General features: G+C 68.7%; 13 protein-coding genes and 1 tRNA gene. 11 read left to right on the top strand and 3 right to left on the bottom strand.

What is annotated here, in order from left to right; translation table 11 throughout:
* Positions 1 to 148 precede the first annotated feature (148 nt).
* The 3 genes from gltB (at position 149) to pyk (ending at position 7,729) form a co-directional block, all read left to right on the top strand.
* Positions 149 to 4,696: a glutamate synthase large subunit gene (gene gltB, locus DFJ64_RS00520; RefSeq protein ID WP_115848651.1), complete on the top strand. Its 4,548-nt coding sequence runs from the start codon at positions 149 to 151 to the stop codon at positions 4,694 to 4,696.
* Positions 4,689 to 6,203, top strand: a complete 1,515-nt coding sequence (locus tag DFJ64_RS00515; RefSeq protein ID WP_115848650.1) for a glutamate synthase subunit beta — start codon at positions 4,689 to 4,691, stop codon at positions 6,201 to 6,203. Before gltB ends, DFJ64_RS00515 begins: the two co-directional genes overlap by 8 nt.
* 83 nt (positions 6,204 to 6,286) lie before the next feature.
* Complete coding sequence (pyk, locus tag DFJ64_RS00510) at positions 6,287 to 7,729, top strand: pyruvate kinase (protein ID WP_115848649.1); 1,443 nt, start codon at positions 6,287 to 6,289, stop codon at positions 7,727 to 7,729.
* Positions 7,730 to 8,025: 296 nt separating this feature from the next.
* Here pyk and DFJ64_RS00505 read toward each other — a convergent pair.
* A tRNA-Leu gene (locus DFJ64_RS00505) sits at positions 8,026 to 8,099 on the bottom strand.
* Between the two features lie 99 nt (positions 8,100 to 8,198).
* Here DFJ64_RS00505 and DFJ64_RS00500 point away from each other — a divergent pair.
* The 7 genes from DFJ64_RS00500 to DFJ64_RS00470 all read left to right on the top strand — a co-directional run bounded on the left by DFJ64_RS00500 (position 8,199) and on the right by DFJ64_RS00470 (position 16,579).
* Positions 8,199 to 8,834, top strand: a complete 636-nt coding sequence (locus tag DFJ64_RS00500) for an ANTAR domain-containing response regulator (protein WP_115848648.1) — start codon at positions 8,199 to 8,201, stop codon at positions 8,832 to 8,834.
* Between the two features lie 154 nt (positions 8,835 to 8,988).
* On the top strand, positions 8,989 to 10,224 hold the full coding sequence (locus tag DFJ64_RS00495) for a branched-chain amino acid ABC transporter substrate-binding protein (protein ID WP_115848647.1): 1,236 nt from the start codon (positions 8,989 to 8,991) through the stop codon (positions 10,222 to 10,224).
* Positions 10,225 to 10,322: 98 nt separating this feature from the next.
* Entirely contained in the window at positions 10,323 to 11,285 is a 963-nt protein-coding gene (locus DFJ64_RS00490) for a branched-chain amino acid ABC transporter permease (RefSeq protein ID WP_115848646.1), read from the top strand.
* The gene (locus DFJ64_RS00485) at positions 11,282 to 12,979 is read left to right on the top strand and encodes a branched-chain amino acid ABC transporter permease (RefSeq protein ID WP_115848645.1); all 1,698 of its coding nucleotides are present in this window, start codon (positions 11,282 to 11,284) and stop codon (positions 12,977 to 12,979) included. The genes DFJ64_RS00490 and DFJ64_RS00485 overlap by 4 nt, the downstream gene beginning before the upstream one ends.
* On the top strand, positions 12,976 to 13,863 hold the full coding sequence (locus DFJ64_RS00480) for an ABC transporter ATP-binding protein (protein ID WP_115848644.1): 888 nt from the start codon (positions 12,976 to 12,978) through the stop codon (positions 13,861 to 13,863). The genes DFJ64_RS00485 and DFJ64_RS00480 overlap by 4 nt, the downstream gene beginning before the upstream one ends.
* Positions 13,860 to 14,573, top strand: a complete 714-nt coding sequence (locus DFJ64_RS00475; protein WP_115848643.1) for an ABC transporter ATP-binding protein — start codon at positions 13,860 to 13,862, stop codon at positions 14,571 to 14,573. Before DFJ64_RS00480 ends, DFJ64_RS00475 begins: the two co-directional genes overlap by 4 nt.
* A gap of 134 nt (positions 14,574 to 14,707) precedes the next feature.
* On the top strand, positions 14,708 to 16,579 hold the full coding sequence (locus tag DFJ64_RS00470) for a GNAT family N-acetyltransferase (protein WP_115848642.1): 1,872 nt from the start codon (positions 14,708 to 14,710) through the stop codon (positions 16,577 to 16,579).
* Here DFJ64_RS00470 and DFJ64_RS00465 read toward each other — a convergent pair.
* Entirely contained in the window at positions 16,551 to 17,294 is a 744-nt protein-coding gene (locus tag DFJ64_RS00465) for a DUF554 domain-containing protein (protein ID WP_115848641.1), read from the bottom strand. The genes DFJ64_RS00470 and DFJ64_RS00465 overlap by 29 nt on opposite strands.
* Before the next feature lie 413 nt (positions 17,295 to 17,707).
* Here DFJ64_RS00465 and ileS point away from each other — a divergent pair, with 413 nt between their 5' ends.
* Positions 17,708 to 20,995 carry an isoleucine--tRNA ligase gene (gene ileS / locus DFJ64_RS00460; protein ID WP_115848640.1) on the top strand — a complete coding sequence of 1,096 codons (3,288 nt, stop codon included), beginning with the start codon at positions 17,708 to 17,710 and terminating at the stop codon, positions 20,993 to 20,995.
* Here ileS and DFJ64_RS00455 read toward each other — a convergent pair.
* Entirely contained in the window at positions 20,937 to 21,392 is a 456-nt protein-coding gene (locus DFJ64_RS00455) for a PaaI family thioesterase (protein ID WP_115848639.1), read from the bottom strand. The genes ileS and DFJ64_RS00455 overlap by 59 nt on opposite strands.
* Positions 21,393 to 21,486 lie beyond the last annotated feature (94 nt).

Here is a 21,486-nt window from a genome sequence, read left to right as displayed (position 1 = left end):
ACGTGGAGATGACATCCGCCGTTGGTCGTGCGATCCTGGTCGGCAGGCCCAACGCCGGGCTTAACCTATCCGTTACGCTACTGGGGCCGGGGCCAGCGTCGTCCCTCGTGCGATCCAGACACACACGAGTTGCGACGACGGGAGTTCTATGGGACGAGCATCCCAGCGGCCAGGCCTCTACGACCCTCGCTTCGAGCACGATTCCTGCGGTGTTGCCTTCGTCGCGACCCTGAGCGGTGAGCCGAGTCACGAGATCGTCAAGCAGGCTCTGACGGCGCTACGCAATCTCAACCATCGCGGCGCCTCGGGAAGCGAACCCGACTCCGGCGACGGCGCGGGCATCCTGCTCCAAGTGCCTGACGCGTTCTTCCGAGCGGTGTGCGACTTCCCGCTGCCACCGCGTGGGGAGTACGCGGCCGGCATGGTCTTCCTCCCTCGGGAGGACCTCCAGGGCGAGGTGGAGGCCGCCATCGTCCGTCGCATCGAGGAGATCGCGGCCGAGGAAGGGCTCGCCGTCTTGGGCTGGCGTGACGTTCCGGTCGTGCCTGATCTGCTCGGCGCGACCTCACGTGCGGCGATGCCACGCTTCCGCCAGCTCTTCGTGGGCAGCGCCGACGGCAGGCCGCTGCCGCAGATGGTGCTCGAGCGTCGAGCGTTCGCGCTGCGCAAGAGAGTCGAGCACGACACACCCGCGTACTTCCCCTCGTTGTCGTCTCGGACGCTGGTCTACAAGGGCATGCTCACCGCCGAGCAGCTGGAGCCCTTCTTCCCTGACCTGTCCGATCGACGTATCCAGACCGCGATCGCGGTCGTGCACTCGCGGTTCTCCACCAACACGTTTCCGTCCTGGCCGCTCGCGCATCCGTACCGGTTCGTGGCCCACAACGGCGAGATCAATACCGTCATGGGCAACGAGAACTGGATGCGGGCACGGGAGGCCTTGCTCGCCAGCGAGCTGCTCGCTCGGCCCGGTGCGGACGCCTCCGACGTGGCGCGGTTGTTCCCCATCTGCACGCCGGGGGCGAGCGACTCAGCGCGGTTCGACGAGGTCCTCGAGCTGCTCCACCTGGGCGGACGGTCCCTGCCGCACGCGGTGCTCATGATGATTCCCGAGGCGTGGGAGAACCACACGGAGATGGATCCCAAGCGCCGGGCGTTCTATGAGTTCCACGCCTGCTTGATGGAGCCGTGGGACGGCCCGGCGTGCGTGGTCTTCACCGATGGCACCCAGGTGGGAGCCGTGCTCGACCGCAACGGCCTCCGTCCGAGCCGCTACTGGGTGACCGACGACGGGCTGGTCGTCCTCGCCTCCGAGGTGGGCGTTCTCGACATCGACCCCAAGTCCGTGGTCCGCAAGGGGCGCCTCGAGCCCGGCCGGATGTTCCTGGTCGACGTGGCCGAGCACCGCATCATCGAGGACGAGGAGATCAAGCAGCGACTGGCCGACGAGCACCCATATCAGGAGTGGCTGCACGCCGGGCTCATCAGGCTGGAGAATCTCGCCCCCCGAGAGCACGTCGTCCACACCCACGCGTCGGTGGTTCGCCGGCAGCAGACGTTCGGATACACCGAGGAGGAGCTGCGCCTCATCCTCGCGCCGATGGCGATGACCGGCGCGGAGCCCATCGGCTCGATGGGGACCGACACCCCGGTCGCCCCGCTGTCGGAGCGACCCAGGCTGCTGTTCGACTACTTCACTCAGCTCTTCGCGCAGGTGACCAACCCACCGCTGGACGCGATCCGCGAGGAGCTGGTCACGTCCCTGGCTGGGACGATCGGACCGGAGGGGAACCTGCTCGAGCCGGGGCCCGCGTCCTGCCGACAGATCGTGCTGCCCTTCCCCGTCCTCGACAAGGACGAGCTGGCCAAGATCGTCCACATCAACCGTGACGGTGACTACCCCGGGTACGCCACCCACGTCGTACGCGGCCTGTACCGCGTCGACGGCGGCGGCCGGGAGTTGGAGCGTCGGCTGGAAGAGATCTGCGCGGAGGTCTCGGAGGCGATCGCCAACGGCGCGCGCATCATCGTGCTGTCCGACCGACACTCCAACGCCGAGCTGGCGCCCATCCCGTCGCTGCTGTTGACCGGCGCCGTGCACCACCACCTCATCCGCGAGAAGAGCCGGTCGAAGGTGGGTCTCATCGTCGAGGCCGGCGACGTCCGCGAAGTACACCACGTCGCCACCTTGATCGGCTACGGCGCCGCTGCCGTCAACCCCTACTTGGCGATGGAGACCGTGGAGGACCTGGCCCGGGAGGGCGTCTTCGTCAAGGGCGTGACCCCCGAGAAGGCGGTGCGCAACCTGGTCAAGGCGCTCGGCAAGGGGGTCCTCAAGGTGATGAGCAAGATGGGCGTCTCGACGGTCGCCTCCTACACCGGGGCGCAGATCTTCGAGGCGATCGGGCTGTCCCAGGAGGTGGTCGACCGCTACTTCACCGGGACGGTGTCCCGGCTGGGTGGGATCGGCCTCGATGGCATCGCCGAAGAGGTGCGGCGTCGCCACGTGACCGCCTACCCACGTGACGGCATCGCCCCGGCCCATCGCCGGTTGTCCGTCGGTGGCGAGTACCAGTGGCGTCGGGAAGGCGAGGAGCACCTGTTCGACCCGGAGACGGTGTTCCGTCTCCAGCACTCCACGCGTACCCAGCGCTACGACATCTTCCGCAAGTACACGGCCCGAGTCGACGAGCAGGCGAAGCGCCTGATGACGCTTCGGGGTCTGTTCTCGTTCCGCTATGGCGTGCGCCCACCTGTCCCGATCGAGGAGGTCGAGCCCGTCGAGAGCATCGTCAAGCGGTTCTCGACAGGCGCGATGTCGTACGGCTCCATCTCCGCCGAGGCGCACGAGACGCTGGCGATCGCGATGAATCGGCTGGGCGCGCGGTCGAACACCGGCGAGGGCGGGGAAGACCCCGAGCGGCTGTACGACCCGGAGCGCCGCAGCGCGATCAAGCAGGTCGCCAGTGGACGCTTCGGAGTGACGGCCGAGTACCTCACCCACGCCACCGATCTGCAGATCAAGATGGCGCAGGGCGCCAAGCCGGGTGAGGGTGGCCAGCTGCCCGGGCACAAGGTCTATCCCTGGATCGCCAAGACCCGTCACTCCACACCGGGCGTGGGACTGATCTCCCCACCGCCGCACCACGACATCTACTCCATCGAGGACCTGGCCCAGCTGATCCACGACCTGAAGAACGCCAACCCGGCCGCTCGGGTGCACGTCAAGCTCGTCGCCGAGGTGGGCGTCGGCACCGTTGCCGCAGGGGTGTCCAAGGCGCACGCCGACGTGGTCCTGATCTCCGGTCACGACGGCGGTACGGGCGCGGCTCCGCTCACCTCGATCAAGCACGCGGGCGCGCCGTGGGAGCTGGGCCTGGCGGAGACACAGCAGACCCTGCTGCTCAACGGCCTACGGGACCGGATCGTCGTGCAGGTCGACGGCCAGCTCAAGACCGGCCGGGACGTGGTCATCGCCGCGCTGTTGGGTGCGGAAGAGTACGGCTTCGCGACCGCGCCGTTGGTGGTCTCCGGATGCGTGATGATGCGGGTCTGCCACCTTGACACCTGCCCGGTGGGTGTGGCGACGCAGAACCCGGAGCTCCGCAAGAGGTTCCGCGGCAAGCCGGAGTTCGTCATCACGTTCTTCGAGTTCATCGCCCAGGAGGTGCGTGAGTACCTCGCGCAACTGGGCTTCCGCTCCCTCGATGAGGCGATCGGGCACGCCGAGATGCTGGATGTGCGACGGGCTGTCGACCACTGGAAGGCGTCCGGCCTCGACCTCAGTCCGATCCTGCAGATGCCCAAGCTGCCCGAGGGAACGCCGCTGCGCTGCGTCACCAGCCAGGACCACGGCCTGGAGAAGGCGCTCGACAACCAGCTCATCGAGCTGGCTCAGGACGCTCTCAACGGGGAGGGTCCAGTACGAGCCACCTTGCCGATCCGGAACGTCAACCGAACCGTCGGCACGATGCTCGGTCACGAGGTGACCAAGCGCTATGGCGGCGCGGGGCTGCCGGACAACACCATCGACCTGACCTTCGTGGGCTCGGCGGGCCAGTCGTTCGGCGCGTTCGTACCGCGCGGCATCACCTTGCGCTTGGAGGGCGACGCCAACGACTACCTCGCCAAGGGTTTGTCGGGCGGGCGCATCATCGTCCGGCCTGACCAGGCGGCGACCTTCGCCGCGGAGGAGAACATCATCGCCGGCAACGTCATCGCCTACGGCGCCACGAGCGGCGAGCTGTACATCCGCGGCAAGGTCGGTGAGCGCTTCTGCGTCCGCAACTCCGGCGCCACCGCCGTGGTCGAAGGCGTGGGAGACCACGGCTGCGAGTACATGACCGGTGGCGTGGTGGTCGTCCTTGGTCCCACCGGGCGCAACTTCGCCGCCGGCATGTCCGGTGGGATCGCCTACGTCCTCGACCTGCGAGAGGAGCGGGTCAACACCGAGATGGTCATGCTCGAACCGCTCGATGAAGACGACAAGGAGGTCCTCCGCAACCTCCTCGCCACGCACGCCGAGGAGACCGGCTCGCCGGTCGCCGCGGCACTGCTGGCGACCTGGCCGACGGCGTCGGAGCGGTTCACGAAGGTGATGCCGCTGGACTACAAGCGGGTCTTGGAGGCGCGAGCTCGGGCCTTGGCGGAAGGGCGCGACGTGAACGAGGCGATCATGGAGGCCGCGCATGGCTGATCCCAAGGGCTTCTTGACCACCCCGCGCGAGGTCGCGCAACGCCGCCCGGTCCCGGAGCGGCTGCGCGACTGGCGTGAGGTCTACCCCACCGGCGAGGGCGACGCCGGAGGCGACGGTCGAGGTGGGCTTGGGCGCGTGCTCCTGCCGATCATCACCAAGCAGGCCGGCCGCTGCATGGACTGTGGCATCCCGTTCTGTCACAACGGATGTCCGCTCGGGAACCTCATCCCCGAGTGGAACGATCTGGTGTGGCGGGGCGAGTGGCGGGGCGCCATCGAGCGCCTGCACGCGACCAACAACTTCCCGGAGTTCACCGGTCGACTGTGCCCCGCGCCCTGCGAGACCGCCTGTGTGCTCGCCATCGACGAGGCGACATCTGGCGGAGCGGTGACGATCAAGAATGTCGAGGTCTCCATCATCGACCGGGCGTGGGACGAGGGCTGGGTCCAGCCACGGCCGCCCGAGTGGCTCACGGGCCGGCGGGTCGCCGTCGTCGGCTCGGGACCGGCTGGTCTCGCCGCCGCGCAGCAGCTCACCCGAGCGGGACACACCGTGGCGGTGTACGAGCGTGCCGACCGGATCGGCGGCTTGCTCCGTTACGGCATTCCCGAGTTCAAGATGGAGAAGCGGTTCCTGGACCGTCGCCTGGACCAGATGGCTCGGGAGGGCACGATCTTCCGGCCTGGGGTCAACGTCGGCGTCGACGTGACCGGACAGGAACTGCGGGAGCGCTACGACGCGGTCGTCTTGGCGATCGGCTCCACGACCCCGCGCGACCTGGCCATACCGGGCCGGGACCTGGCGGGCATCCACCAGGCGATGGAGTACCTGCCGCAGGCCAACCGTGCCGCGCTGGGGGAGGAGGTGCCGGGCCAGATCACCGCGGAAGGCAAGCACGTCGTCATCATCGGCGGTGGCGACACCGGCGCCGACTGTCTCGGAACGGCGCTGCGCCAGGGCGCGACGAGCGTGGTCCAGCTGGAGATCATGCCTCGTCCGAGCGACGAACGACCACCGCACCAGCCCTGGCCGACGTACCCGATGGTCTTCCGTGTCTCCAGCGCCCACGAAGAAGGCGGGGAGCGACGCTACGCCGTGTCCACCACCGAGTTCCTGGGCGACGACCAGGGTCGAGTCCGGGCGCTGCGGCTGGTGCAGGTTCGGTTCGAGGACGGACGCTTCCAGCCCGTGCCAGGCACCGAGGAGGAGATTCCCGCCGATTTGGTGCTGCTGGCGATGGGCTTCGTCGGCCCCGAGCGCGGGCCGCTGCTGGAGCAGCTGGGAGTCGAGCTGGACGAGCGCGGCAACGTTCGCCGGGACTCGTCGTTCGCGACGACGGTCGACGGGGTGTTCGTGGCCGGAGACGCCGGACGTGGCCAGTCGCTCATCGTGTGGGCCATCGCGGAGGGACGGTCGTGCGCGGCTGCGGTGGACGCCTGGCTGCGCGGTGAGGAGTCGGCGTTGCCTGCGCCCATCAGGCCTACCGACCGGCCGCTGGCAGTGTGACGCGGCGAGTGGTCCTCAGGACGGAGCGCGACGTGCCCCGACCTGAGGACCACGAGCGCCACTGGCGGGCATAGGCTCATGGCGTGCGCCGTGCCAAGATTGTCTGTACTTTCGGTCCCGCCACCGCGACTCCCGAGCGGGTTCGTGAGCTTGTGGAGGCCGGGCTCGACGTCGCCCGGCTCAATCTCAGCCACGGGACCCATGCTGAGCATGAGCGGGTTTTCCAGATGATCCGCGAGGCGGCCGAAGAGGCCGGACGCGGAGTCGGAATCCTCGTCGACTTGCAGGGACCAAAGATTCGCCTCGGAAAGTTCGCCGAGGGGTCGGCGAACTTGGTCTACGGTGATCGCTTCGTCATCTCCACCAAGGAGGTGGACGGCGACGCCACTCGGTCCTTCACGACGTACGAAGGGCTGCCGCGGGACGTGCGTCCGGGCGACCGGATTCTCGTCGACGACGGTCGGCTGGTCCTCGACGTCGAGGAGGTCACCGATACCGACGTCGTCACACGGGTCGTCGTGGGAGGACGGGTGTCCGACCACAAGGGCCTCAACCTGCCGGGTGTGGCGTTGTCCGTCCCCGCCTTGTCCGAGAAGGACGTCGACGACCTGCGCTGGGCGTTGAACCTGCGCGCCGACATGGTGGCGTTGTCGTTCGTTCGCAGCGCCAGCGACATCGACGACGTCCTGCGCATCATGGACGAGGAGCGGGTGCGGATTCCCGTCATCGCCAAGATCGAGAAGCCGCAGGCCGTCCAGAACCTGCCCGAGATCATCGACGCCTTCGACGGGTTCATGGTCGCGCGGGGCGATCTCGGCGTGGAGATGCCGCTGGAGGAGGTTCCTCTCGTCCAGAAGCGGATCGTCGAGCTGGCTCGCACGAACGCCAAGCCGGTCATCGTGGCCACTCAGATGCTGGAGTCGATGGTCAACGCGCCCAGGCCGACCCGAGCCGAAGCGTCGGACGTGGCCAACGCGGTCCTGGACGGCACTGACGCGGTGATGCTCTCGGGCGAGACCAGCGTCGGCATGTATCCGGTGGAGGCGGTCCGCACCATGGCCCGCATCATCGAGACCACCGAGGAGCACGGCCTGGAGCGCGTGGCGCCGATCAACTGGGAGCCACGCACGAAGGGCGGCGTGATCGCCAAGGCGGCGACCGAGGTGGCGGAGCGGCTGGGTGCGAAGTACCTCGTCGCCTTCACCCAGTCCGGCGACAGTGCTCGGCGGGTCGCCCGACACCGTTCCCGGGTGCCGCTGCTGGCCTTCACCCCGGAGGAGTCGACGCGTAACCAGCTGGCACTCACCTGGGGTGTGGAGACGTTCCTCGTCCCGACGGTGTCGCACACCGACGAGATGGTCAAACAGGTCGACCGGGCGCTGCTGGCGTTGGGCCGGTGCCGTCGCGGTGACACCGTTGTCATCGTGGCGGGGAGTCCTCCAGGGGTTCCGGGCTCGACGAACGCGCTGCGCGTGCACCGCATCGGTGACGCGGTCTCGGAGTCGGTGGCCGGCTACCAGTCCTAGACGGTCCGTCGGCGTCGGGTCCGACGGGGCGTGTCTCGACGTCCGAGTCATTCGGGGGCGGCCCACCCGGCCGGGCCGCCCAGCACACCGCTCGCGGGTGGCCAGGTGCTGACGGAACGGGCGAATGGGGCCAAACCGCCGCGGTGGGTGAGGCGGAGACGGTGAACAGCTCGGCCGAAAACGGCGGCCGACCGGCGGTGAGGAGAGCCGACACCATGATCACCGGTACCGTGATGACCGACGTGATCATCGATGCCACGACCGTCGGCACCGGAGCCGTCGAGGGGGAAGCCGCGTGCCCCGGGTGGGATTCGAACCCACACTGTACGGTTTTTGAGACCGCCCGCTCTACCGGTTGGCGTACCGGGGCCCGCACACACTTTACCGGTAGCGGTTGGCATCGCGATGTTGGCCGTGGCGGGTACGCTGACCGCGCTCGTGTCGCGAAACGGCCGGCAGGAGGTGCCTAGTGACCACCGAGGCTCAGCCACGTCGTGTCGTCCTGGCAGAGGATGAGGCTCTCATCCGGCTCGACCTCGCCGAGATGCTGGCGGAGGAGGGCTACGAGGTCGTCGGCCAGGCCGCCGATGGCGAGACCGCCTTGGCGCTCGTCCGTGACCTCCGACCCGACCTGGCGATCCTCGACGTCAAGATGCCCAAGCTGGACGGCATCACGGTCGCCGAGCAGATCGGCGACGAGGGCATCTGCCCGGTGATCATCCTCACCGCGTTCAGCCAGCGCGACCTGGTCAACCGGGCGAGCGCCGCCGGCGCGATGGCATACCTGGTCAAGCCGTTCACCAAGGCCGATCTGGTGCCGACGATCGAGATCGCGATGTCGAGGTTCGCCGAGCGGCAGCAGCTGGAGAAGGAAGTCGCCGACCTGACCGAGCGCCTCGAGACCCGCAAGCTGGTCGAACGGGCCAAAGGGCTGCTCCAGCAGCAGTTCGGCCTCAGCGAGCCGGACGCCTTCCGCTGGATCCAGAAGACCGCCATGGACAAGCGAGTCACCATGCGGCGTGTCGCCCAGCTGGTGATTGACGAGAGTAAGGCGTCGGCGACGCAGAGTAATGAGTCCTCGGCGTCCGATCGGCCGTCGTCATAGGCGGATCTGGCGAATCGGACAGCCACGTTACGAGAAGATAAGAGCCTCGGCTGCTCTGTTCCGACGACGGGCTCCTGACGGCTAGTCTTCCGACACCCCGCTTCCTGCGGGACCCGACGTGTGCGCGGGAACGGCACAGTTGACAGGAGGAATCGTGCGTCGACGCGCCATCGTGCGACTGGGTGTGGCGCTCACCGCCGCGTCTCTCATCTTCACCGCCTGCGGTACTCGTGGCGACGAGCGCGGCGGAGGTAGCGGGGGTGACGGCACCCAGCAGTCCACGAAGACCGCCAAGATCGGGGTGATCGCGCCGCTGTCTGGTGGCCTTAGCGCTCTCGGGCTTGGTATCAGAAACTCGGTCGACCTGGCCATCAAGCAAGCCAATGAGCAGAACCTCATCCCCGGCTGGAAGCTCGAGCTGGCCGCCGAGGATGACCAGGCGAGCCCGGACGTCGGCAAGAACGCCGCGACGAAGCTCGCGTCCGACGATGAGGTCGTCGCGGTGATCGGCACGCTCAACTCCAGCGTCGCCCAAAGCGTGCAGCCGGTGCTCCACTCGGCCGGCATCCTCCAGATCTCCCCGGCCAACACCAACGACACCCTGACCAAGGGCGCGGACTTCGAGAACAACCCGCAGCGGCAGTACGACAACTACTTCCGGGTCTGCACGACCGACTCGATCCAGGGCCCGTTCGCCGCACGGTACGTCTACAACGAGCTCGGGATCCGCAAGGTCGCGACCGTGCACGACAAGAAGACCTACGGGCAGGGCCTGGCCGAGGCGTTCACCGAGGAGTTCAAGCGGCTGGGCGGAGAGGTCGTGTCCGCGCAGACCATCAACCCCGACGACAGCGACTTCAGCGCGGTGATCTCGAAGATCAAGCCAGCCCAGCCGGAGCTGCTCTACTACGGCGGCGAGTACCCGCAGTCCGGTCCGCTCAGCCAGCAGATGAAGGCCGCCGGACTCAACATCCCGCTCATGGGCGGCGACGGCATGTACTCCTCCGAGTACATCAACCTCGCTGGTGAGGCGGCCCAGGGCGACCTGGCGACCTCCGTGGGCGCTCCCACCGAGGAGCTCGAGACCGCCCAGCAGTTCATCAAGGACTACGAGGCGGCCGGCTACGAGACGTCCTACGAGGCCTACGGCGCCTACGCCTACGACGCCGCCCAGGCGGTCATCAAGGCTCTGCAGGTCGCTTTGAAGGACGCTTCCGACGCCAAGTCCGCTCGGGCCGCGGCCATCGAGGCGATGAACGACGTGAGCTTCGACGGTGTCACCGGCCGAGTGGCCTTCGACGAGTTCGGTGACACCACGACCAAGGTCCTCACGGTCTACCGCGTCGAAGGCGACGCCTGGGAGCCGGCGTTCACCGAGGAGTTCAAGTAGTCGACGGGTTGGGGGCGGGCACCTTTCCCGCCCCCAACCGCTGTCTGGAAGGATGCGCTGCCCGAGACCCGGGTAGGCGTCACCTCGAGGGGTAAGGCGTGGACCAGTTCCTCCAGCAGCTCATCAATGGTCTGTCCCTAGGAGCGCTCTACGCGCTGATCGCCGTCGGATACACGGTGGTCTACGGCATCATCCAGCTCATCAACTTCGCCCACGGCGAGATCTTCATGGTCGGGGCGTTCGGGGCGCTGGCCGTGTGGACGGCGTTCTTCTCGGACACGACCGCGCTCTGGGTGTTGCCGTTCATGGTGGTGGCCGCGATGGCCGCCTCCGTGGGCACCGCCGTCCTGATGGAACGCTTCGCGTACCGGCCACTTCGCAGGGCACCACGGTTGGCCCCGCTGATCACCGCCATCGGTGTCTCGATCTTCCTGCAGGAAGCGGTTCGCCTCTTCTTCGGCAAGATCCCGGGCTTCCCTGACGCGAAGAAGGCGATTCCCTTCCCGCAGATCGACGTCCTCACCGGGCCGGCCATTCGGATCGGCGGACCGGACTCGGTCATCGGGCAGATCACGGTCCAACGCGCCGCGGCGTTCACCATCGTCTCGCTCATCGTCTGCACTGTGGCGTTGTGGTTCTTCGTCAACCGCACGCGGACGGGACGGGCGATGCAGGCCACCTCGCAAGATCCGGACACCGCGCGGTTGATGGGTATCAACGTCGACCGCATCATCGTCACCGCGTTCGCGGTGGGCGCCGCGCTCGCCGCCATCGCTGGCATCGCCCACGGCCTCCGTTACACCAACATCGATTTCCGGATGGGTTTCCTCGCCGGACTCAAGGCCTTCACCGCTGCTGTCCTCGGCGGCATCGGCAACATCAACGGTGCGGTCGTCGGTGGCTTGGTGCTCGGTGTGGCTGAGGCCATGGCGATCCAGTACGTGCCCGGCCAGTTCGGCGGATCCGCGTGGAAGGATGTCTGGGCCTTCGTCGTGCTCATCCTGGTGCTGGTCTTCCGGCCGCAGGGCATCCTCGGCGCAAGGGTGGTGGACCGCGCATGAACGCCGCACAGCGTCTCGTGGGAGCCGCAGGCATCCGGCCGGCGTGGGCCTGGCCGGTCGCGATCGCCGGCAGTCTGCTGACCCTGCTGGGGACGCAACTCCCGTGGACGTACGACCCCGACATCCTCGGGGACCTCACCATCGCCTTCTGGCCGGCGGGCCCCCAGGTCTACACGCTCGCCTTCGCGCTCCTCGCGCTCGCCTTCCTCGTCGCGGAGCGTGGACCGCTCGCCCGTCGGCTGGGACGAGTCCTGCGGGGAGGCGCGGGGCCGGTCCGCGCCGCCACGCTCTTCGCCGCACTTGTCGTCTGGCTCACGCTGGTCGCGATCGCGATCGAGCTCGGCGGCTTCCTCAACGTCGATCCAGGCGGCTGGGTGAGCGGCGTCGGCGCGGTCGTCGCGCACCTCGGGGCTCGTGCCCTACCCGCCTCCGAAGTTCCGACGTTGAGTTGGCGGATGCCGGGTTGGGCGGACGTGCTGGTCCTCGCGGCGACGTTTGGGGCGGCATTGTGGGCCACCGCCTACGCCCTGGGAACCAGCGACCCCTGGATCTTCTTCCTCTTCCTGCTCACCGTCGCAGGAATCGTGGTCGTCGGACAGCGGGCCGGTGTCGTCGAGTGGGTGAGCGAGATCGCCGTGCGGCGGCGTCGGGTCATGCTGCTGTCCGCGTTCATCACCGCGTTCGTCTTCCCGCTCACCCAGGACGGCAGCGACGCCAACATGTCGATCGCGGCGCAAATACTGATCTTTGCGGCGACGGCCTTGGGCCTCAATATCGTTGTTGGCCTGGCCGGGCTCTTGGACCTGGGTTACATCGCCTTCCTGGGCGCCGGAGCCTACGTGGGTGCGCTCCTGTCAGCCTCGGCGTTCTCCACCATCGACTGGACGCCGCCCTTCATCGTGGTGGTGATCATCGGTTCGGTGGTGGCGGCCATCGCGGGAGTCATCATCGGCAGCCCCACCCTTCGGGTCAGCGGCGACTACCTCGCGATCGTGACGTTGGCGTTCGGGGAGATCTTCCGGATCGGGATGAACAACCTCGACGGCACCAACGGGCCGAAGATCACCAACGGGCCCAACGGGATTCCGGGAATCCCGGACCTGGTGCTGTTCGGGTTCGACTTCGGTGAACCACACGTCGTCTTCGGTGTCACGCTCACCCGGTTCGCCAACTACTACTTCCTCCTCCTGCTCGTCATCGCGGTGGTGATCCTGGTCTTCGCGCGGCTCAACAACTCCCGGATCGGACGCGGTTGGATCGCCATCCGGGAGGACGAGCGTGCCGCCGAGGCGATGGGCATCAACACCTTCGCGCTCAAGCTCCTCGCCTTCGCCGGAGGTGCCGCCCTCGCCGGCTTCGCCGGCACGGTCAAGGCCCACCTCGACGTGGCCGCCTCGCCCGACCAGTTCGTCTTCCTCGAGTCGGCGTTCCTGGTCTCCGCGGTCGTCCTCGGCGGCATGGGAACGATCGGCGGAGTGCTGTTGGGCGCGACGATCCTGAAGCTGCTGCCGGAGAAGCTTCGCTTCTTCTCGGACTACCGGCTGCTGTTCTTCGGCCTGCTGTTGGTGGTGATGATGAGGTTCCGTCCCGAGGGATTGATCGCCAGCCGCCGACGTCAGCTGGAGTTCCACGAGGAGGACACCGAGCTCGCCGCACAGGTGGACGCCGAGGTGGTGAAGGTAGGCGCGCGATGACGGAGACGACCTCGACGAGCCCACCCACGTCGACCTCGACCGGTGAGTGGCTGCTGCAGGCGCGTGGTGTGACCATGCGCTTCGGTGGCCTCACCGCGGTCGACAACGTCGACTTCGGTGTGCGTGAGCAGGAGATCGTCGGACTCATCGGCCCCAACGGCGCTGGGAAGACGACGTTCTTCAACTGCCTCACCGGGATGTACCGGCCCACGTCAGGCCAGGTGCTGTTCCGCGGCCGGCGGCTGCCGCCGAAGCCTCAGGCCGTGACGCGGGCGGGTGTGGCCCGGACCTTCCAGAACATCCGGCTCTTCAACAACATGACCGCCCTGGAAAACGTCATGGTCGGTCGTTACTGCCGGACCAAGAGCGGCGCCATCTCGGCGATCCTGCGCGGCCCGCGCTTCCACCGCGAGGAGCGCGAGACCCGTGAGCGGGCCTATGAGCTGCTCGACTTCGTGGGGTTGCGCCGCGCCGCCGACCACCTCGCCCGCAACCTTCCCTACGGTGACCAGCGGCGTCTGGAGATCGCTCGGGCGTTGGCCACCGACCCGTCGCTGCTGCTGCTCGATGAGCCGACAGCCGGGATGAACCCCCAGGAGACCCGAGAGGCCACCGACCTCATCTTCCGTATCCGTGAGCGAGGTCTGGCGGTGGTCGTCATCGAGCACGACATGCGCTTCATCTTCGGTGTCTGTGATCGGGTGGTGTGCTTGGTACGAGGAAGGGTCCTGTCGGAGGGCACGCCGACGCAGGTGCAGACCGACCCCAGGGTGGTGGAGGCCTACATCGGCGGCAGCGAGGCCTCGGCGGAGGAGGACTCTCCGGCGGCGGACAAGGCCGCACAGCCGACGGAGGAGGCGCCGTTGGGGGGTGAGGAGTCATGAGCGCGGCCTTGGAAGTGCGCGACCTCGTCGTCGCCTACGGCAAGATCCGAGCGGTCAAGGGCATCTCGTTCACCGTCAACCACGGTGAGATCGTCACGCTCATCGGCACGAACGGCGCCGGCAAGACCACGACGTTGCGCACGATCTCCGGGCTCGTTCCCGTCGAGTCGGGCGAGATCTACTTCCAGGGCGAACGAATCGACGGGGTTCCCGCACACCAGATCGTCGAGCGCGGTCTGGCCCACGCGCCGGAGGGGCGACGAATCTTCCCCCGGATGACGGTCGAGGAGAACCTCCTGCTCGGTGCGTACTCGCGGCGTGACAGCGGCATCAGCACCGACCTGGAACGCGTCTACACCTTGTTCCCCGTCCTGGCCGAGCGGCGGCGGCAGGCGGCCGGCACCTTCTCCGGTGGGGAGCAGCAGATGCTGGCCATCGGCCGGGCGCTCATGTCGCGGCCGAAGCTCCTCATGCTCGATGAGCCGTCCATGGGGCTGTCCCCGATGATGATGCGGCGCATCATGTCCACCATCCGGGAGCTGAAGGAGCAGGGCACCACCATCCTCCTGGTCGAGCAGAACGCCCAAGCGGCTCTGGAGTTGGCCGACCGGGGTTATGTCTTGGAGGTCGGGCGGATCGTGCTGTCGGACACCGGCCACAATCTGCTCGGCAACGAACAGGTCCGCAAGGCCTACCTCGGCGAGGACTAGACCGCCGGCGCAGCGCACGGTCGCGGCGGCCGGGTCACGTATGGATCGGGCGTAGGTCACGCTTTGGCTGCTTTCGCCGCGCGACGCGGCGAAGCTCGCGCTCAGCCTGGTCGCGAGCCGCGACACTGGGTGGCATGCGGTGCCAGACCAAGCGCCTGCTCATCCGCGACTTCGTCGAGACGGACCGGGAGGCGGTCCGCGGATGGCGCACCGATCCGGAGGTCATGCGCTACCTCGACCAGCCGCTTGGCACCGACCCTGACGCGTGGTTCGACGCCGTCCTCCGGTACGCCGAGCGGCAGCCGCGCGTGGCGCACGACGCGGCCATCGTCCTGCGCGAGACCGGCGAGGTGATCGGCTGGATCGGCATCGCGCACTCACCGGACCTGATCGCCGGCGAGATGGTGGTGGGCTACGCGCTGAAGCGCTCGCACTGGGGCAAGGGCTACATGACCGAGGCCCTGGTCGCCGTCCTCGAGTACGGGTTCACCAAGCTCGGCGCGCGCACGATCCGAGCGCAGTACTACGTGGCCAACCCGGCCTCGGCGCGCGTCATGGAGAAGGCGGGGATGAAGCCCGCTGGCCTAGCCGTGTCTGCGGATCCATCGCTCGGGGAGAGCCGCAGCTACGTCGCACGGCGAGGGGAGTGGCGACCTCCCGGCCGCCGCCGCCTCGGTCTGGTCGTCGTCCTGGTGCTCATCGCTCTGATCGCGGTGCCCACGGCCGTGGGCCCTCTCCTGTCGTACCTGGACCGACCGCGGGTCCCCGACGACCCTCGGCTGCTGCCCTGGCGTCCGCGCGGTGACCTCATCGGGGACCGAGAGTTCCTCGACCAGGCCGAGCGGGTGTGGCGGCAACAGGCCGAACGAGCGGGTCCAGGCCGGTTGGGCAAAGTCCACCCGCTCTGGGCAGGCACGATCGGAGCCGGACGGGTCGCGCTCTTGCAGGCCGTCGGCGATGACGGGCAGGGCTACGTCGCGCAGGTCGCCGAACACGAGCAACCCGCGGTGCTCCGGGTCGACAGGCAGGAGAGGTTCGGGAAGACCCTGCCGTCGGTGCTCGTCGTCAACTACGACGGCAACGTCGACATCCCGATGCTGCGACCCGGTCGGGGCGCAGCTTTGCTGCGACTCCTGGTCCCGCCCGCGGACCGGGAGCCGGACGCCACCTCGTCGCCCACCCTCACCGATCGAGCCGATGCCGCCCCGTTGAGCCGCGACACGTCGTCGGCATCCCAGCTGGGCCCGGACCATCCGGACGGGCTTCGAGTGTGGCGACGCGTCCACGACACTCGGAACGTCTACGACGATTCCGGGTGGGAGCACCTGCAGCTGGAGGGGGCCGGGCTCACCGAGACGTGGCTGCACCTGGACAGCCGAGCGCCGTCCGGCAGCGTCCTGGTGTTGGCCCGGCCGGCGTCAGGAGGCTCGGAGACGGTCACCACGGTCGTCGCCCACCCCTCCCACCTCGTGACCCGAGAACCCGAGACCGCCCTGGCCGATCCGACGTGGGGACCGCTCGGCGCGGTCGACCTCGCGGTGTACGAGGACGCCCAGGCGGTCCTCGCGACGGCGAACGCTCGCCATCAGGCGGCGCTCTTGGCCGCCTCGGCTGACAGCCTTGGTCGCTTGGCCGTCGTGGAGGTGCGCACCGCTCGCCAGACGCAGGTGGGGCTCGTGGCCTGGGAGGGCTCTCGCGTCGGCTGCGTCGCGACCCGCCCCTACCGTGACCTCGACCGGCGATCGGTGGTGGCGCTCGGCTGCACGAGGCCGGGGTCGCGACTCGTCGCTGTGGCGGTCGTCGCCCGACCCGGCGTGGAGAAGCTGAGCATTCGGGAGGTGACCGGAGGCGCTACCCCTCTCACGCTCGAACCGCCCGTGCTGCGCCGGCTCACCGTGAGCGACGCGCCGAGGGAGGACGTGGTCGTCACCGCGATCCGGGCTGACGGTTCTGCGATCGACACGGACACACTGCGGATCAGCGCAAGCCCGCCACGAGCGCGGTAAGCAGGGGGGCGACGACGAGCGCGGGCAGCATGTCCCCCACGGGGAGCTGCTTGAGTCGCAGGAGGCGGATACCCACCCCGGCGAGCAACAAGCCACCGGTGGCGCTGAGCGCCACCACCTGGGCATCGGCGAGGAACTCCCCGAGGACGGCGCCGAGAAGGGTGAGACCGCCCTGGACGACGAACACGGTCCCGGCGGCCACCGCCACCCCCCAGCCGAACGACGCGGCGAAAGCGATCGACGCGAAGCCGTCGAGCACCGCCTTGAGCGCGAGCTGCTCGGAGCCCTTCCCCAGCCCGTCGGAGATCGATCCGAGGACCGCAAGGGGACCGACGCAGAAGACCAGCGAGGAGGTGACGAATCCATCGACGAACCGACGACGCTCCGCGGAGCCGGACCAGGCGAGGCGGCCTTGCAGCCAGGCGGCCAGGCCGGCCAGCCGGTCCTCGATCCTGGACAGCGATCCGATGACACCGCCGACGACGAGCGCCCCGAGCACCAGGAGGACCGGAGCGCTCGAACCGACCGCCGCGGTCAACGCTGGGTCACGGACGTCGAGCACCAGTGACGCCGCGATGAGCAAGGTCACCAGGCCGAGCGCGTCGGTCACGACGTCGCGAGTCCGCTGGGGGAGGCGGTGCCCCACCGCGACACCGATCCCGGTGCCCACGAGGACGGTGATCACGTTGAGGACGGTTCCGAACCCAGGAAACACGCCCGGAGACTAGCCGATCACCGTGGATCATTCTTCGGCAGGCACGGCCGGTGAAGGCCCACGCCGCGACGCACGCTGTGGGGTTCACGCGGGGCCGAGCTGAGTTCGCCACGGCGACGAATGGCGTGCGCAGCCCGGCGAGGAGTGGCCGGCGTCGAGCGATTCGCTACCCTTGCGCTACAGGCATCGACCCGGCCATCACCGGTGAGCCTCCGGAAGAACGGGATCACAGCCTCCCCTGGTGATCCTCAGTAGACCCGGACGGGTCCGGCCCGTCACAGCCGGCGGAATGAGTGGGTCCGCGCAGCGATGTGCGTGCGGGCCAAGCGAGGTGGTACCGCGGGTGGGCGCTCCCCGTGAGCGGTTCGCTCGTCCTCGCGTGACGAGATCACACGAAACGAGGACGATCGACGATGAGCTACCCGCGGCACCGCCAAGGCGCGCCCGGCGATGGGGCCACCGGCTTCGAGCTGTCTCCGACGCCCTCCTTTCCCGCGCTCGAGCAGGAAGTCCTCGCCTACTGGGAAACTGACAACACCTTCCAAGCCAGCATCGACCAGCGCGACTCAGGACCCGACGGGGCCAATGAGTTCGTCTTCTACGACGGTCCGCCGTTCGCCAACGGGCTGCCGCACTACGGCCACCTGCTCACCGGCTTCGTCAAGGACGTCGTGCCGCGCTACCAGACCATGCGGGGCCGCCGGGTCGAGCGCCGCTTCGGCTGGGACTGCCACGGTCTGCCCGCCGAGGTGGAGGCGGAGCGCGAGCTCGGCATCACCACCAAGCGCGAGATCGAGACGCTGGGAGTGGAGCGGTTCAACGAGGCCTGCCGTCGATCGGTCCTGCGCTACACCGCCGAGTGGGAGCACTACGTCACGCGCCAGGCTCGCTGGGTGGACTTCTCCGGCGCCTACAAGACCCTCGACCTCTCCTACATGGAGAGCGTCATGTGGGCGTTCAAGCGCCTCTACGAGAAGGGCCTGGTCTATGAGGGTTTCCGGGTCCTGCCGTACTGCTGGCGCTGCGAGACGCCGTTGTCCAACGCGGAGACTCGGATGGAGGAGGTCTACCGCGACCGGCGGGACCCGGCGTTGACCGTCGCCGTCGAGCTGGAGTCCGGCGAGCTGCTGCTGGTGTGGACCACCACGCCCTGGACGCTGCCGTCCAACCTGGCGGTGGCGGTGAACCCGTCGGTCGAGTACGCCGTGGTCGACAAGGAGGGCGTCCGCTACATCCTGGCCGCCGCGCGGCTGGCGGCCTACGAGCGGGAGCTCGGCGACGCCAAGCGGGTCGGCACCCTGCTCGGCCAGCAGCTCGTGGGACGGCGTTACACGCCCCTCTTCGACTTCCTCAGCGACACACCGAACGCGTTCCGGGTCCTGGCTGCCGACTTCGTCTCCGTCGAGGAGGGCACCGGCGCGGTCCACCTGGCGCCGGCCTTCGGTGAGGAGGACCAAGCGGTCTGCGACCTCGCTGAGATCCCCACCGTCGTCACCGTCGACGCTCACGCCCGGTTCACCTCGGTCGTCTCCGCCTACGAGGGACTTCAAGTCTTCGAGGCGAACCAGCCGATCATCAGCGATCTCAAGCGGCGCGGCGTGGTGCTCCGGCACGACAGCCACACCCACAGCTATCCGCACTGCTGGCGGTGTGAGACACCTCTGATCTACAAGGCGGTGTCGAGCTGGTTCGTGGAGGTGACGAAGCTCCGCGACCGGATGGTGGCGCTCAACCAGCAGATCACCTGGGTGCCCGCCCACGTCAGAGACGGCGCGTTCGGCAACTGGCTGGCCAACGCCCGCGACTGGTCGATCAGCCGGAACCGCTTCTGGGGTACCCCGATCCCGGTGTGGAAGTCGGACGATCCGGCGTATCCGCGGGTCGACGTCTACGGGTCGCTCGACGAGCTGGAACGCGACTTCGGTGTCCGGCTGACCGACCTGCACCGGCCGTACATCGACCGGTTGACTCGGCCGAACCCCGACGACCCGACCGGCCGGTCCACCATGCGCCGAGTGCCCGACGTCCTCGACGTGTGGTTCGACTCCGGGTCGATGCCCTTCGCCCAGGTGCACTACCCGGTGGAGAACGCCGAGTGGTTCGAGCACCACTATCCGGGCGACTTCATCGTCGAGTACATCGGGCAGACCCGCGGGTGGTTCTACACCCTTCACGTGCTGGCGACCGCGCTGTTCGACCGGCCGTCGTTCCGTACCTGCGTCTCGCACGGCATCGTGCTGGGCCAGGACGGCCGCAAGATGAGCAAGAGCCTGCGCAACTACCCCGACCCACTGGAGATGTTCGACCGCTACGGCGCGGACGCGATGCGGTGGGCTCTGCTCTCGTCGCCGCTCATGCGAGGTGGCGAGGGAGCGGTCGCCGAGACCATCATCCGGGACGCGGTCCGGCAGGGGCTCCACCCGCTCTGGAACGCCTACTACTTCTTCACCCTCTACGCCAACGCCGAGTCGACGACCGCGCGGTGGCGGACGGACTCACCGCACGTCCTGGACCGGTACGCGCTCGCCAAGCTCCGCGACACGGTCGTGGCGACCACGAAGGCGCTGGACGGCTACGACATCCCCGGGGCCTACGCGACGGTGCGCTCGTTCCTGGACGTGCTGACGAACTGGTACGTCCGACGCTCACGTGCTCGGTTCTGGGCCGGTGATCAGGACGCCTTCGACACCCTCTACACGGTGCTCGAGGTTCTGACACGTCTTGCGGCGCCTCTGCTCCCGATGGTGACCGAGGAGATCTGGCGTGGGTTGACCGGAGGCCGCTCGGTACACCTGACCGACTGGCCGCGGCCGGACTGCCTGCCCGGCGACGAGGCACTGGTGGCGGCGATGGACACGGCTCGCGACGTCTGCTCGGCGGCGCTCGGGCTGCGCAAGGCCAAGGGGTTACGGGTGCGCCTGCCGTTGGGTCGTCTGACGGTGGCGGCGCCGGACGCCCCGAGGCTCGCCCCGCTGGTTGACCTCATCCGCGACGAGGTGAACGTCAAGGAGGTGGTTCTCACCCAGGACCTCACCTCCCACGGCCGCTGGGTCCTGTCCGTTGTGCCACGTGTCCTCGGTCCTCGGCTGGGGAGGGACGTCCAGCGGGTCATCCGCGCCGTCAAGGACGGCGACTGGTCGGTGTCCGGCGAGGGTGTCGTCGCGGGCGGGGTGCGACTCCGGGAGGGGGAGTACGAGCTGCGCCTGGTGCCCACCGACGCGGACTCGTCCGCGTCGCTGCCCTCCTCCACGGGGTTCGTGGGCGAGGGTGGCGTGGTCGCCCTCGACACGACCGTGACGCCCGAGCTGGCTCGCGAGGGTGTCGCACGCGACGTGATCCGAGCGGTGCAGCAGGCGCGCCGCGAGGCTGGCCTCGAGGTCTCCGACCGCATCGAGCTGGTCGTGGCGTCACCCCACGCCGAGGTGCGGGATGCCGTCGACGCGCACCTCGACCTCGTCGCCGCCGAGACGCTGGCCCTGCGGACCAGGGTCGAGCCGGGGTCGGCATCGGCCGCCCTCGACCACGGGAGCGCCCCGGGGGAGACACACCCGGCGAGCTCCCCGGTCGTCGCGGATGACGTCGAGGAACGCCAGGGTGTCGGCACGGTCGCTCTCGAGGTCGACGACGGTCTCAGCGTGCGGGTCACCGTACGCCGCTGTCCTCACGCCGGGCACCCTCAGCCGGCCGGAGGTAGCAGGTGAGCCGGGCGGTGCAGACCCGCCGGCCTTCCTCGTCGCTGATCGCGATCTCGTACGTCGCCGTCGTCCGGCCGAGATGGACCGGGGTCGCCACCCCGGTCACGGTCCCCGACGAGACCGGGCGGTGGTGGGTGGCGTTGAGGTCGACGCCGAGCGCGACGCGATCCGGCGCGGCGTACAACGTCGCGGCGATCGAGCCGAGGCTCTCGGCCAGGACGCACGAGGCGCCGCCGTGCAGGAGCCCGGCCGGCTGGGTGTTGCCCTCGACCGGCATGGTGCCGACGCAGCGTCGCGGACTCGCGCTCACGATCCGGATGCCGAGCCGGTCATGGATCGCGGCGTGGGGCAGGGCGGCGGGGTCGCAGGCGCCGTCAGCCGAGGTCTGCCGGGGACCAGACATCGGGGCTCTCCTTCCACACGGTCGGCCCCGAGCCTAAGCCCGGGCGGGACCCCCACGGCCGAGCTCCACGGCCCAGCACCACGCGACACGGAGG

The sequence above is a fragment of the Thermasporomyces composti genome (assembly GCF_003386795.1).
Taxonomy (GTDB): Bacteria; Actinomycetota; Actinomycetes; order Propionibacteriales; family Actinopolymorphaceae; genus Thermasporomyces; species Thermasporomyces composti.
Note: the sequence above shows the minus strand (reverse complement) of the source record. Positions and strands in the feature narration are given on the sequence as shown.